Raw genomic sequence first — 13,979 nt, 5'->3', positions numbered from 1 at the left:
TACTAGACCATTAATTTAAAAAACCTGAATGTATTCTAAAAACAATTGTGTTATATAATTAACACTAATTTTAACCTGAAAGGATTTTTATTAATGGATAAAATTAAACAAATAGCATTAGTAATTAACAAATTAAATATCAAAGAAAAAATTAAAATTATTGATGATTGTAAAAATCAATATTCAATTAGAAACCTATGTCAATATCTTCAATTAAACAGATCAACATATTACTTTTTAAAAAATAAACAAAAACCTATTAAAAAAGAAGAAAATCATATTATTAAATGCAATCATAAATATCAAAAAATATGCCAACTTTTAATCGAATTTCATTCTACAAGAAAAGGCAGAATTTATGGATATTTAAGAATTTTTTCAGCTTTTAAAGAGTGATTAAAACAAGAAAAAAATATCATTTTAAATATAGAATTATCAATAAAACAAATGCGAAAAATTATGAAAGAACACAATATTCAAGGATTAAAACAAACTAAAAATAACTATCCTAAAAACAAAAAAAATCCAAATAAGTGAATACCTACAATGGATAAAGTAAACAAAGATTATAAAAGTACAACCTCTTCAAATCAAATTTGATCAATGGACACTAAACAAATAAATACTAAAGAAGGATGATTATATCTTTTTGTAATTATTGATTTTTATTCAAATAATGTTGTTAGTTATAATATTGCTCCTAATAAATCATATCAGGATTTAATTCTTCCTGCTCTTGAAAAAATCAACAAACAATTTTCTTGAAATCAAGTAAAAAATGTTATTTTACATTCAGATAACGCCAACGAATTTTATTGTCAGGATATCACAAAATGAGCAGAGGATAAACAAATAATTTTAAGCAAAAAACAACCTTATGATATTGGTGGTAATGTATTATCTGAAAACTGATTTTCTCATTTATCTCAAGAATGACTACCTAAAGGATCAAATCAATATTTATCCATCAATGAAGCTATAAATGATGTAAATCAATATGTTATGTTTTATAATTATGAAAGAATACATTCTAAATTTCTAAAACCACCAATTTTACAAATTAAAATTTAGAATTTTATATCAAAAATGGTCCAGTAATTAAGGGCCAACCACCGCCAACCACCCAAGAAAGAAAATACAATAAGATTGTATCTAAAATTAGAATTAAAGTTGAACATGTCTTTGCTTGATTGAAAAGATTCAAAATTTTAGTAAATAAATGTAGAAAATCTAAATTTAGACTTATGTACTTAAGATTTAACTTACTTTGTGAAATTTTTAATAAAATAAAACCATTAAAATAAAAAAAATATTAAAAATATTTTTTTAAAATTTAAATTTTTATCGAGTTAATATAAAAATATTATTAACAATTTTTTGTTTAAAATGTAAACTCATTTTTTAAACTATTTTTTCAAAAAATATTTATTTCTATATTCAATAACACTAAATAGTTTTAAAACAATTTTATTGACAATTAATTAAATTTAATTACGGAATATGTCTAAACTAAAAATAACTATCCTAAAAACAAAAAAAATCCAAATAAGTGAATACCTACAATGGATAAAGTAAACAAAGATTATAAAAGTACAACCTCTTCAAATCAAATTTGATCAATGGACACTAAACAAATAAATACTAAAGAAGGATGATTATATCTTTTTGTAATTATTGATTTTTATTCAAATAATGTTGTTAGTTATAATATTGCTCCTAATAAATCATATCAGGATTTAATTCTTCCTGCTCTTGAAAAAATCAACAAACAATTTTCTTGAAATCAAGTAAAAAATGTTATTTTACATTCAGATAACGCCAACGAATTTTATTGTCAGGATATCACAAAATGAGCAGAGGATAAACAAATAATTTTAAGCAAAAAACAACCTTATGATATTGGTGGTAATGTATTATCTGAAAACTGATTTTCTCATTTATCTCAAGAATGACTACCTAAAGGATCAAATCAATATTTATCCATCAATGAAGCTATAAATGATGTAAATCAATATGTTATGTTTTATAATTATGAAAGAATACATTCTAAATTTCTAAAACCACCAATTTTACAAATTAAAATTTAGAATTTTATATCAAAAATGGTCCAGTAATTAAGGGCCAACCACCTTTTTGGGCTTTGTTGTTATATTTAATCTTAATTTATATACTAATATTGAGGATTATAATAAAGTAGTATTTTCACGTCGTAGAACAAAGAAAATGATTAAAAGAGGTATTATGCCTCCGAGTTATAGTGGTGAAGCAATGGCTATGACTTTATTTTTTCCTAGACATTGGTTGAAAAGGTATAATTCTAGGGCTTTACATTATGTGCATGAACTTAAAAGTGAATTATCACCTAAGAAATATCTTAAAGAAGCAAGTAGTATTGATATGACTTATAGTGATATTAAGTCTGCTGGTTTGGATAAATTGGATAATATTTTAAAGAGGAAAGATAAACCTAAAATAAAGATAAATAAAAATAATTATAGTCCCAGTGAACCTACTGGGACTATAATTTGGGTGAGCCACGTAGTGGCGAGGGACGTAGTCCCTATATACTTGAATTTCTTTTAGTTCTTCTTCTAAATTTTGATTATTATCCTTATAATTTTTAAGTTCTGTTTCTAGTTTTTCTTTATTATCCATGTAATCTTGGATTATTTCTTGTAAATGTTCAATACTTTCTGTTGCTTCTTTTAAGTTTGTTTCTAATTTTGTATTTTTATCTTGAATTTCTTTTAGTTCTTCTTCTAATCTTTCTTTACTATTTCTAGAATTTTTAAGTTCTGTTTCTAGTTTTTCTTTACTGTCTTGAAATTGTTTTAATTGTGCTTCTAATTCTTTTTTATTGTTTTTTGAATCATTTAATTCTGTTTCTAATTTTGTATTATTATCTTGAATTTTTTTTAATTCTTCTTTTAGTTCTTTAACTTTATATTCAAAATTTTTGTTTTCTTTTACTGATTTTGTATAAAGATTGCTTATTTCGTCTAATTTATTACATGTTTCTTGTAATTTTTTATTTAATTTCTCAATTTTTTTATCACATTTATTGCTAGTGGTAATACCTCATCAACTATCAACATCAGATTTTTTTACTATATTTTTATCTTTATCATTTTTAAAGTACCCCTTTTTAAATATAAATATTTATTTTTAATAATTGAGATTTATTAAAATATTTTTAATTAAATTTTCATTTATTTTTTCTTATAAATTAAAAAAATAATAAATATATTTAAACTAATATTATTAATGTTTTAATTTAAATAAAAGTAGTTGACTAATAAGTCAGTAATAAATTTTATTTTTTTAAATTACTTTAAATAAATCTCAAATAAAGTTTATATGTGAAAAAATCAATATACAATATATTTTTTCAAAGATAAAATTAAATAAAAAACTATTAATTTGATTTTAATCAAATTAATAAAAACACCTATAAGTTTTATTTTAATATATAATTTTTCATATATGAAAATAACTTAAATGATATTTAACATTAAAAAAACATTTTTTTAATTTTCATAAAGCAAAAATAGTTTACAAAAAATATTAACTAGATATAGTAAATTATTATTTTTTTAACAATAATATCTGTATACTAAAATTATATGAAAAATAAAATAGTATTTTACACAAAAATGTTAACACTATATAATAAGAGTTATTATTAATATAAAAAAGGAGTAAGAAATGCGTTTTATAGATGTAACAAAATTAAAAGTTACTGCCGGCAAAGGCGGTGATGGTGTTGTTGCTTTTCGTCGTGAACTTTATGTAGCCAAAGGTGGTCCATCTGGTGGAGATGGAGGAAGAGGCGGTAATATTATCTTTATTGGTGATTCAGGTATGAATACTCTATTAGACTTACGTAAAAATAAAGAGATAACTGCTGAAGATGGTAAAAATGGTGCACCCAAAAATATGCATGGACGTAAAGGAACCAATACTTATGTAAAAGTTCCATTAGGTACTATTATTAGAGATAACAAAACTCAAAATATTCTTGGTGATATTATTAAAGATAAACAAGAAATAATAATTGCTGCCGGTGGTCTTGGTGGACGAGGAAATGCTCGTTTTGCTTCGGCAATAAATCGAGTACCTAAAATATGTGAAAAAGGAATGCCTGGACAACATTTTGAAATAATTTGTGAGTTGAAATTATTGGCCAATGCCGGATTAGTTGGGTTGCCTAACGCCGGTAAATCAACATTATTAGGAGCTATTTCTGCTTCAACTCCAACAGTTGCTGATTATCCTTTTACTACTCTTAATCCACATTTAGGTGTTGTTAGAGTTGATAAAAATAATAATTTTGTTATGGCGGATTTGCCTGGATTAATAGCAGGAGCTAGTTTAGGAAAAGGACTAGGTTTACAGTTTTTGCGTCATATTGAACGTTGTCAAGTTTTAGTACATATGATTGATATTAGTGATAAGACTCAAGATCATTTTTTAAATTATCAATTAATTATGAGTGAATTAGAAAGTTATAATAAAGATTTGACAAAAAAACCGCATTTAATTGTTGCAAATAAAATTGATTTACCAGATGCACAAACTAATTTAGAGAAATTAAAAGAACAAATTAAATTACCAATAATTGCAATTTCTGCTATGAAACATATTAGTTTGGATATATTAATTAAAGATATTGCTAAAGCTGTTGAAAAAGAACAACTGCATCAAGTTAATAATAATGAAAATAATGAAAATAATGAAGAACATATTCTTTATGAATATACTAATAAAGAAGAAGTTCCACAAGTTATTATTACTAAATTTGCAAATAATCAATGAACTATTTCTGGTAAAACAGTTGAAGTAATATATCAAAAAAATCCTTTAAATAATTATCATAATATTTTATTATTTAAAATTAAATTACAAGATTTAGGAATTTATGATGAATTAAGAAAGCAAGGAATAAAAAAAGGTGATCATGTTAAGATTTTTAATTATGATATGATTTGAGAAGAAGAATAAATAAAGGGCAAAGGAAAATAGGAAATGGAAATAGTAATTAGTTTATTGGTAGTTATTTTAATTATTAGTAGTATTGGTGGTTTAATAATTTATATGCAAATTAAAAAAAGTCAGAATGTTACTAGTGACCCAATTGCACAAGACTTTTTAAAAATGCAAGTAGAAACTTTAAAAGAACAATTAAATGATTTTAAAACATCATGAAATGGTTCGGATCGTGATAAAACCGAAAAATTAATTAATTTAATGAGTAATATTGATAATTTTCAAAAAAATTTAGATAAAAAAGAAGATGATTATAAACGCAATGCTGATGTCATTCAAAGACAAGTAGTAGATGTTATTAAAGATTTAGCAAAGTTACAAGAATCATCAACTGTTTTAGGAAAAATTAATGATAATATTCAAAGTTTACAAGAAGTTTTTATTAATACTAAAAAACGTGGTAATGTTGGTGAATTTGTTTTAGAAAAAATTTTGACTAATATGTTGGGTTCAAATCAAAAATTATGAGAACGACAATATAAAACAATTGATGGCAAAGTTGTTGATGCCTATGTAAAAACAGATTCTGAAAAAGAAGGAATTGCTATTGATTCAAAGTTTTCAATTGATAACTATCAAAGGTATTTAGTAAGTGAAGATATTAAAGTTAAAGAAAATTATTTAAAAGATTTTCGTAATGATATTCGTAAACGAATTGATGAAGTTGGAAAATATATTAATATTAAAAATAAGATTTCTAGCGCAGTAATGTTTATTCCTTCTGAAGAAATATTTGCTTTTATTTACGCACAATTTGCTGATGATATTGTTGAATATGCTTTTAAGAAACGTGTTTGAATTACCTCTCCTACTACTTTATCTGCTGTTTTATTTACAGTTGATAAAAATCGTAAAGACATTGATTTTAATAAAAATTTAGAAAAAATGGCAAAAAAATTACGTTTATTCAAAGATGATTTTGATCGTTGGGTTGATAGATGAGAAAAAGTTAAGGCTGGTTTTGATACAACTAATAAAGCCATTGAAACTTTAGATAAAACCCATAATAAAATTGCTGGACATTATAACAATATTTTTGAAATGTCTGAAGAAATAAAAGAGAGTGAATAATTATGAATTTAGAACAATATTTAGATGAAATTATTAAATTTTTACAAAGTGAAGTAAAAAAAGCAAATGCCAAAGGTTTAATTGTTGGTTTAAGTGGTGGTGTTGACTCAGCAGTAGTAGCATTATTGATTAAAAAAGCTTTTCCTAATGATCATTTAGCATTAATTATGCCTTGTTTTTCACCAGATATTGATTTAGAATATGCAAATAATTTAGTTAATATTCATAAATTAAATGCCAAAGTAGTTAATTTAAATAATGTTTTTTTAAGTTTTAAAAAAACATTAGAAACTGAAATTAATATAGAAAAATCAAAATTAATTTTAGGCAATTTAAAAGCTAGATTAAGAATGAATACTCTTTATGCATATGCACAAAATCATAATTATTTAGTTGTAGGAACAGATAATAGTGATGAATGACACATTGGTTATTTTACTAAATATGGTGATGGTGGTGTTGATTTATTACCAATTATTCATTTGTTAAAAAAAGATGTTTTTGCTGCAGCAAAGATATTAAAAGTTAGTGAAGAGATCATTATTCGTAAGCCAACTGCTGGTTTATGAGATGGACAAACTGATGAAATGGAAATGCAATTTAAGTATGAACAATTAGATCAATATTTACTAGGAAATAAATCATTAATACCATCATCAGTAATTAATAAAATTGAATTTATGCATCAGAATAGTGCACACAAAAGAATACCTGTACCGCAAGCTCCGAAATGAACAAGAAAAAAATAAAGGAATGAGAATATGGCTGGACATTCACAATATGCAAATATTAAACATCGTAAAGATGCCCAAGATAACAAACGTGGTAAAATTTTTCAAAAATTATCAAGAGAAATTTATGTTGCTGTTAAATTAGGTGGTGCAAATGTTGAAAATAATCCGCGATTGAAATTAATGTTAGAAAAAGCACGACGTATAAATATGCCAAAGGATAATATTAATCGTGCTATTAATAAAGCTAGTAATAAAAATGAAACAACTAATTATGAAGCAGTCACTTATGAAGGATATGGACCAAGTAATATTGCCATAATTATTCATTGTTTAACTGATAATAAAAATCGAACTGCAAGTAATATTCGAAGTTATTTTAATAAATTGGGTGGTCATTTAGTTGCTACTAATTCTGTTCAATATTTATTTCAAACAACGGGGGTAATTCAATTTTCAAGTTTATTATCAGTTGAAGAAATTTTGGAGTTAATAATTGATTTTGAAATTTTTAATATTGAAAAAAAAGAAGATATCATTGATATTGAAGTTAATCCTAAACAGTTAAATGCTGTAACTAATTTATTAGAAAAAAATAATATTAATGATTTTATTACTAATGAAATTGTTAATATTCCCCATGAATTGATTACCATTACTGACCAACAACAAATTAAATTAATTGATATATTGTTAGAAACAATTGAAAATGATGATGATGTGCTTTCAATTGAACATAATTTTAAAAAATAAAAAGGTTTATTTTTCTTTTTCATCTAATTAATAGTAAGAATAGAAAAGGAGGAATAAGTCATGGATGAATATTTTTAGGTATTATTAAAGAATTTTATGAAAATAAAATTATTTTTGAATGTAATGATCATGGATATATTATTGAAGGTGTTAATTTACAAACATTACCATTAAATATTAAAGTGAAAATTTATGTTTATTTTCATCAAAAACCAACTTATGAACAATTTTTTGGGTTTGTATCAAAACCAATAAAAACCTTTTTTATTCACTTACTTAATGTGTTAAAGTTAAATATTCGATTAGTTTGAAAAAACAACCAAGTGATAAATATACAAATTTTAATAAACAAGTTAAGTTTTATTTAAAAACAAATGATATAAATTTTCCCTCTTTTGATTCAATTTCTTTCATGGAATATATTTCAACAAATGAATCTGTATTATATATAGCGGGACTTGTTTATAATACCGAAACTAAAAAATTTATTATTAGTGGTCAAGAATACCCCAACCAAAAAGGAAAATATTTTTTAGTGGATTAGTAGAAGAAATATATCAATAGACATATTCCGTAATTAAATTTTTTAAAAGTCAATTAATAATTTTAAAATTTATTTTATAATTTTGTTATTAACAATAAATTTAGAAAAGTGTTGATAAAAATGATTTTTGAAAATTTAAAAAAATTAAAAAATGAAGAATTTTACAGATATTTTGGTATAAAACGTTTTCATTTTAATGAAATGGGTGGTTGGCCCTTAATTACTGGACCATTTTTGATATAAAATTCTAAATTTTAATTTGTAAAATTGGTGGTTTTAGAAATTTAGAATGTATTCTTTCATAATTATAAAACATAACATATTGATTTACATCATTTATAGCTTCATTGATGGATAAATATTGATTTGATCCTTTAGGTAGTCATTCTTGAGATAAATGAGAAAATCAGTTTTCAGATAATACATTACCACCAATATCATAAGGTTGTTTTTTGCTTAAAATTATTTGTTTATCCTCTGCTCATTTTGTGATATCCTGACAATAAAATTCGTTGGCGTTATCTGAATGTAAAATAACATTTTTTACTTGATTTCAAGAAAATTGTTTGTTGATTTTTTCAAGAGCAGGAAGAATTAAATCCTGATATGATTTATTAGGAGCAATATTATAACTAACAACATTATTTGAATAAAAATCAATAATTACAAAAAGATATAATCATCCTTCTTTAGTATTTATTTGTTTAGTGTCCATTGATCAAATTTGATTTGAAGAGGTTGTACTTTTATAATCTTTGTTTACTTTATCCATTGTAGGTATTCACTTATTTGGATTTTTTTTGTTTTTAGGATAGTTATTTTTAGTTTGTTTTAATCCTTGAATATTGTGTTCTTTCATAATTTTTCGCATTTGTTTTATTGATAATTCTATATTTAAAATGATATTTTTTTCTTGTTTTAATCACTCTTTAAAAGCTGAAAAAATTCTTAAATATCCATAAATTCTGCCTTTTCTTGTAGAATGAAATTCGATTAAAAGTTGGCATATTTTTTGATATTTATGATTGCATTTAATAATATGATTTTCTTCTTTTTTAATAGGTTTTTGTTTATTTTTTAAAAAGTAATATGTTGATCTGTTTAATTGAAGATATTGACATAGGTTTCTAATTGAATATTGATTTTTACAATCATCAATAATTTTAATTTTTTCTTTGATATTTAATTTGTTAATTACTAATGCTATTTGTTTAATTTTATCCATTAATAAAAATCCTTTCAGGTTAAAATTAGTGTTAATTATATAACACAATTGTTTTTAGAATACATTCAGGTTTTTTAAATTAATGGTCTAGTAAAAAGGGCTAAGTGGCTAAGTGGCAAGTGGCTATTACATTAATTATTATTTTATTATGATTTGAGTGTTTACTTAATTAATTGTATAAATTTAATCTGTATAATTAAATGAAAATTACCTTTATATTTGTAAAGTTTGTTTATTATTAATTGTTAAAAAAGTATTATCATCTTCAATTAAATTTATGTTATTTTTAAAATAATCAAAAGCATCAATAGCAACTTCATCAACATCATAATAATAATTTATAATGTTAAATCTATTTTTATTAGCATTTTTATCTTTTTTATCTAAAGGTTTAATAAAACAAGATTTTTTTCTTGATAATAAATCAATATTTTTTTCTAAAAATATTCTATCTTCTTCATTTATTTGAACTTTTGATTTAATTGCTAAAGCATTTTCTTTTTTTAGTAACATACAAGCATGATTTCATGCTGAATTCCCCGAACTATCTTTATAATCAATATCAACTGATCATTTTGTTACTAAATAAGTTACTAATTTTTGTCAATCATTTAATACTGCTATATGCAACAATGAATAATTTTCCTCTTCAAATTTTAGACTATTAATAAATTCTTTTTTAAAAAAAAGATTTAGTTGTCCATCAATATTTTTGGTTTTTTTATTAATATAATTTTCATAATTTTGCAATATTTTAATAAATTTTCTTTCTATTTTTTTTTGAATAAATTCTTTCTTTATTTTTAATAAAAATAATATTCATTTTATTTATCATTTTTTTAACATTTAATAAGTTTTCTCTTTTTAAACTATTTACTTGCATGATTATCTTTTTTTATATGTCAATGATTATATTTGGTTGCAAATAATAAAGCAGTATTGCCATTTACATCTACATCATCAATATTAGCATTATGTGCTAATAAAGTTTTAACTATATCCAAATGTCCATTTTTAGCAGCTCACATTAAAGCATTGCAACCTTTTTCATTTATACAATTAACATTTGCACTATTTATTAATAAAGTTTTGATTATATCCAAATGTCCATTTTTAGCAGCAACAATTAAAGCGGTTTCTTCAATTATATTTTCATGATTAACATTAGCGCCATTTTTGATTAAAGTTTTGACTACTTCTAAATGACCTTTTTCAGCTGCTCACATTAAGGCACTCAAACCATTGATAGTTACATGATTAACATTATTTCCATTTTTGATTAAGGTTTTAACTATTTCTAAATGACCTTTACCAGCAACAGCAATTAAAGCAGTATAACCACAAATTTTTGTTATAGAGTAAACATTTGCACCTTTATTTAATAACAAATTAACTACTTCTAAATGACCATTCCTCGCAGCTCACATTAAAGGCGTATCACCATTTTCATTTATACAATTAACATTAGCTCCCAATTCTAATAAAGTTCTGACTATTTCTAAATGACCATTCCTCGCAGCTCACATTAAAGGCGTATAACCAAACATATTTTTTCTATTAACATTAGGATAATTTGTTAATATGGCATTAGCTATATCTAAATAATTAGATTTAATTGCTAATATTAAAGCAGTATTACCATTTATAGAGACATGATTAACATTAGCGCCATTTGCTAGTAAATCATTAACTATTTCTGTATATCCATTTTTAGCAGCCACTAACAAAGCAGTTTCGCCATATCGATTTTCATGATTAACATTAACATTATGTGTTAATAAATTTTTAACTATTTCCAAATTTCCATTTTCAGCACTTAAAATTAAAGCAGTATTACCAAATTGTTCCTCACAACTAAAATTAGCATTATGTTCTAATAACAGATTAACTATTTTTGTATAATTTTTTTTAGCAGCTAAGATTAAAGCAGTATTACCATTTACAGATATGTAATTAATATTAGCATTATGTGCTAATAAAACATTAACTATTTCTAGATAACCTTTTTCAGCTGCTCACATTAAAGGCGTATAACCAGTTCTATCAATATAATCAATATTAATATCATATTTTAATATTTTATTGACTACATCTAACTTTTTATTTTTAATAGCATCTATCATTTTTGCTTCTTTGTTATTAATATTTATATTTATTCCAAATATTTCTCTAATTCACTCAAACATATTCTTTTCCTTTCATTGTTTTTAAAAAAACAATGTATTTAAAATATTATTCTTTAAAATTTACCTTCATTATATATTTTTTTCTCCATTTTACAATGTTTAATTCCAGCGTCCAAAAATATTTCAGAACAAACTTTATAACCCAAATTTTTATAAAAATTTAGTGCTTGAATTTGGGCATGAAGAGATATAACTTTAAATTGATTTTTAATTGCAACTTTTTCCATAAATTCCATTAATTTTACCAATACCTAATTTACGATATTCTTGTAATATACACACTCTTTCAATCTTTACAATATCTTCAACTTTTCGCATTCTACTAGTAGCTATTGGTTTATTATTATTATCAAAAACTAAAAAGTGAATCGATACATCTTCAAATTGATCAATTTCTTCTTCAAAAGGAACATTTTGTTCATTAACAAAAACTTTTTTTCTAATCAAAAATGCTTGTTCTAACATTTCAATATTATTAACTATTTCAATTTTCATAGTTTTCTCCTTAAATATAAATAATATTTTAAATTAATTATATAATTAATTTTTAAATTTAATCTAACAATTAGTAAATTTTACCAATTAATAAGTGAATTTTTAATTAGTGCTATAATTTAAGTAAGCGATTTTAAAAAATATTTTTTTTGGGGGGGAATAAATTTTGGAAGGACAAAAAATTCAATTTTAAAAATTACGACCGCATAATTTTTTGGGAGGGCAATATTTTGTTTTATTATTTTTTTGAATAATATTTATTACATTACTAATTACTGCATTAGTCTTATTTTTAAATGAAAGAACAAGAATTGATAAAGAAAATAATGTTAAAGAACTACTAGAACAAATTGCTAATGCAAAACAAGAAAGTGACAAAACTCCTTTATATAAAAAATTAATGGATATTTATTATCCATTAATTGATTTTTCATTAATGTCATTTATTTTTACTAAACATGATGATTCACCAATAAGTGACTGAGGAAGCGCATGAACACAACGTTTAAATAGCATTAATACTGCTTATTCATATATCTTTATTACAATTTTAATCGCTTTAATCGCTTTACTTTTTTATATTATTATCATTATTAAACTTTATCGTCGTCGAGCATTTCAAAGAAAATATGGTTTAACAACTCAATTTGCTAATGATTATCCAATTTATGATATTAAAATGTATCTAGGTTTTACAGTTAATTTAGCTATTGTTTTTATTTCTAACAACTATCATGTTTTTTCAATTGTATTAATTTATGGTATTATCTTGGCATTAACTTCTTATTTCTTTTGATATATTTTAAAAATTAAAACAGAAATATTAATTATGCATAAATGATGAAAAACACCAAACTTTGCTTTATTTTTATCTGTTATTTTATTCCAAAATGGTTATACTTTATTAAAATCAATATTTGCTCAAAAGTTTAATGTTAACTTAGACTTAATTTTATCAATTATTTTACCAATTGGAACAATTACCATCTTCATTACCTTATTAATCAAAAATATGCTTAATTCACAAGTTACAGCAGTAAAAAATGCTATTAAAACAATTGCTGCTAAAATTAGTGCTTTTCAAATTTTCTATTATACACAAAAAGAAAAATCTTTAGAAGACTACATGTTTGTTAGTCAATTGCCAACACTTGTTCGTATACCATTACAAAATAATAGCATTAACACCAAACAAGCAGTAACGCTAATGGCAACTATTGATGAAACAATAATATTTTTTAAAAAACACTTTCATAAACCAAAAGAATTAAACTATATGCTTTTTCACTTATTTAATAGAATAACTGATATTGAAGAAATTGAAGAAATCAAAAATAATATTCTTAAAATAGAAAAAAATAATTAATCAAAATTTAACAAAAAAAGTTTTAAAAATAGTTAATACCATAGAAAATAATAAAATTTGTTATAATTGAGTAGAGTAATTATGATATGAGGAAAGGAAGTTATATACATGTGACCATTTAAAAAAAAGGATAAAACTGGAGAAGCAAAAGATCAAAAAAAATGTGATGGTTGTGGGAAAATGAAAAATTCATCTGAATGTACTAAAGCAGCAGATGGTAAATGTTTGTGTAAAGATTGTGCTAAATAAATATATTAAATAAGTGTGTCATTAACACACTTATTTAATATATTTAGAAAGGAAGGATATAATGAAATGATTCAATAAAAAAAACAAAAAAACTGATGATGAATCTTTAACAAAAACTGTAAAATGTTTTGATTGCGGAATGATGTTTGAACCTTTTGACATTCTTGATATAAAAGAAGGAAAATCTTTATGTAAAAAATGTTTCATTAAAGAAGAAGAAAAATAAATTAATGATGTGTTTAGCAAAACACATTTTTTATTATTTAAAATAAAATAAATAACTATTTTCACAATATTTTATTATAATTATTAT

The 13,979-nt window shown here is 23.0% G+C and carries 17 protein-coding genes; 12 read left to right on the top strand and 5 right to left on the bottom strand.

Annotated features, from left to right (window positions below):
* Window positions 1-93: 93 nt before the first annotated feature.
* From AAHM89_RS03695 to AAHM89_RS03655, 9 genes are all read left to right on the top strand, one after another.
* Window positions 94-1,071 (top strand): IS3 family transposase, encoded by a 978-nt coding sequence (locus AAHM89_RS03695; protein WP_342265776.1) that lies wholly within the window; start codon window positions 94-96, stop codon window positions 1,069-1,071.
* Between the two features lie 491 nt (window positions 1,072-1,562).
* The gene (locus tag AAHM89_RS03690; protein ID WP_342266766.1) at window positions 1,563-2,087 is read left to right on the top strand and encodes a DDE-type integrase/transposase/recombinase; all 525 of its coding nucleotides are present in this window, start codon (window positions 1,563-1,565) and stop codon (window positions 2,085-2,087) included.
* 136 nt (window positions 2,088-2,223) lie between these two features.
* Window positions 2,224-2,583 (top strand): hypothetical protein, encoded by a 360-nt coding sequence (locus tag AAHM89_RS03685; RefSeq protein ID WP_342266971.1) that lies wholly within the window; start codon window positions 2,224-2,226, stop codon window positions 2,581-2,583.
* Between the two features lie 1,122 nt (window positions 2,584-3,705).
* Window positions 3,706-5,001, top strand: coding sequence for a GTPase ObgE (gene obgE / locus AAHM89_RS03680; RefSeq protein WP_342266970.1), 1,296 nt, complete (start codon window positions 3,706-3,708; stop codon window positions 4,999-5,001).
* A 24-nt stretch (window positions 5,002-5,025) separates the two neighbouring features.
* Complete coding sequence (locus tag AAHM89_RS03675; protein WP_252319141.1) at window positions 5,026-6,117, top strand: DNA recombination protein RmuC; 1,092 nt, start codon at window positions 5,026-5,028, stop codon at window positions 6,115-6,117.
* A gap of 2 nt (window positions 6,118-6,119) precedes the next feature.
* Complete coding sequence (gene nadE, locus AAHM89_RS03670; RefSeq protein WP_338957464.1) at window positions 6,120-6,866, top strand: NAD(+) synthase; 747 nt, start codon at window positions 6,120-6,122, stop codon at window positions 6,864-6,866.
* A 12-nt stretch (window positions 6,867-6,878) separates the two neighbouring features.
* Window positions 6,879-7,601, top strand: coding sequence for a YebC/PmpR family DNA-binding transcriptional regulator (locus tag AAHM89_RS03665; protein ID WP_342266969.1), 723 nt, complete (start codon window positions 6,879-6,881; stop codon window positions 7,599-7,601).
* A 307-nt stretch (window positions 7,602-7,908) separates the two neighbouring features.
* Window positions 7,909-8,145, top strand: coding sequence for a hypothetical protein (locus AAHM89_RS03660; RefSeq protein WP_342266968.1), 237 nt, complete (start codon window positions 7,909-7,911; stop codon window positions 8,143-8,145).
* A 120-nt stretch (window positions 8,146-8,265) separates the two neighbouring features.
* Window positions 8,266-8,388, top strand: coding sequence for a hypothetical protein (locus tag AAHM89_RS03655; RefSeq protein ID WP_342266967.1), 123 nt, complete (start codon window positions 8,266-8,268; stop codon window positions 8,386-8,388).
* Window positions 8,389-8,392: 4 nt separating this feature from the next.
* Here AAHM89_RS03655 and AAHM89_RS03650 read toward each other — a convergent pair whose 3' ends face one another.
* From AAHM89_RS03650 to AAHM89_RS03630, 5 genes are all read right to left on the bottom strand, one after another.
* Window positions 8,393-9,370, bottom strand: a complete 978-nt coding sequence (locus tag AAHM89_RS03650) for an IS3 family transposase (RefSeq protein ID WP_342265776.1) — start codon at window positions 9,368-9,370, stop codon at window positions 8,393-8,395.
* A 213-nt stretch (window positions 9,371-9,583) separates the two neighbouring features.
* Window positions 9,584-10,003, bottom strand: coding sequence for a hypothetical protein (locus AAHM89_RS03645; protein ID WP_342266966.1), 420 nt, complete (start codon window positions 10,001-10,003; stop codon window positions 9,584-9,586).
* Between the two features lie 236 nt (window positions 10,004-10,239).
* Complete coding sequence (locus tag AAHM89_RS03640; protein ID WP_342266965.1) at window positions 10,240-11,556, bottom strand: ankyrin repeat domain-containing protein; 1,317 nt, start codon at window positions 11,554-11,556, stop codon at window positions 10,240-10,242.
* Between the two features lie 53 nt (window positions 11,557-11,609).
* Window positions 11,610-11,783 (bottom strand): GNAT family N-acetyltransferase, encoded by a 174-nt coding sequence (locus tag AAHM89_RS03635; protein ID WP_342266964.1) that lies wholly within the window; start codon window positions 11,781-11,783, stop codon window positions 11,610-11,612.
* Window positions 11,764-12,051, bottom strand: coding sequence for a GNAT family N-acetyltransferase (locus tag AAHM89_RS03630; RefSeq protein ID WP_342266963.1), 288 nt, complete (start codon window positions 12,049-12,051; stop codon window positions 11,764-11,766). Before AAHM89_RS03630 ends, AAHM89_RS03635 begins: the two co-directional genes overlap by 20 nt.
* Window positions 12,052-12,265: 214 nt before the next feature.
* Between AAHM89_RS03630 and AAHM89_RS03625 the strand changes: the two genes are divergently transcribed.
* The 3 genes from AAHM89_RS03625 (at window position 12,266) to AAHM89_RS03615 (ending at window position 13,892) form a co-directional block, all read left to right on the top strand.
* Window positions 12,266-13,417: a hypothetical protein gene (locus AAHM89_RS03625; protein ID WP_342266962.1), complete on the top strand. Its 1,152-nt coding sequence runs from the start codon at window positions 12,266-12,268 to the stop codon at window positions 13,415-13,417.
* Between the two features lie 108 nt (window positions 13,418-13,525).
* Window positions 13,526-13,666 (top strand): hypothetical protein, encoded by a 141-nt coding sequence (locus AAHM89_RS03620; RefSeq protein WP_338980494.1) that lies wholly within the window; start codon window positions 13,526-13,528, stop codon window positions 13,664-13,666.
* Between the two features lie 61 nt (window positions 13,667-13,727).
* Window positions 13,728-13,892, top strand: coding sequence for a hypothetical protein (locus tag AAHM89_RS03615; RefSeq protein WP_338957675.1), 165 nt, complete (start codon window positions 13,728-13,730; stop codon window positions 13,890-13,892).
* Window positions 13,893-13,979 lie beyond the last annotated feature (87 nt).

Source organism: Spiroplasma endosymbiont of Villa modesta (assembly GCF_964030925.1).
Classification (GTDB): domain Bacteria; phylum Bacillota_I; class Bacilli_A; order Mycoplasmatales; family VBWQ01; genus Spiroplasma_E.
The sequence above is the reverse complement of the archived record's forward strand: the minus strand, read 5'-3'. Positions and strand labels throughout refer to the sequence as shown.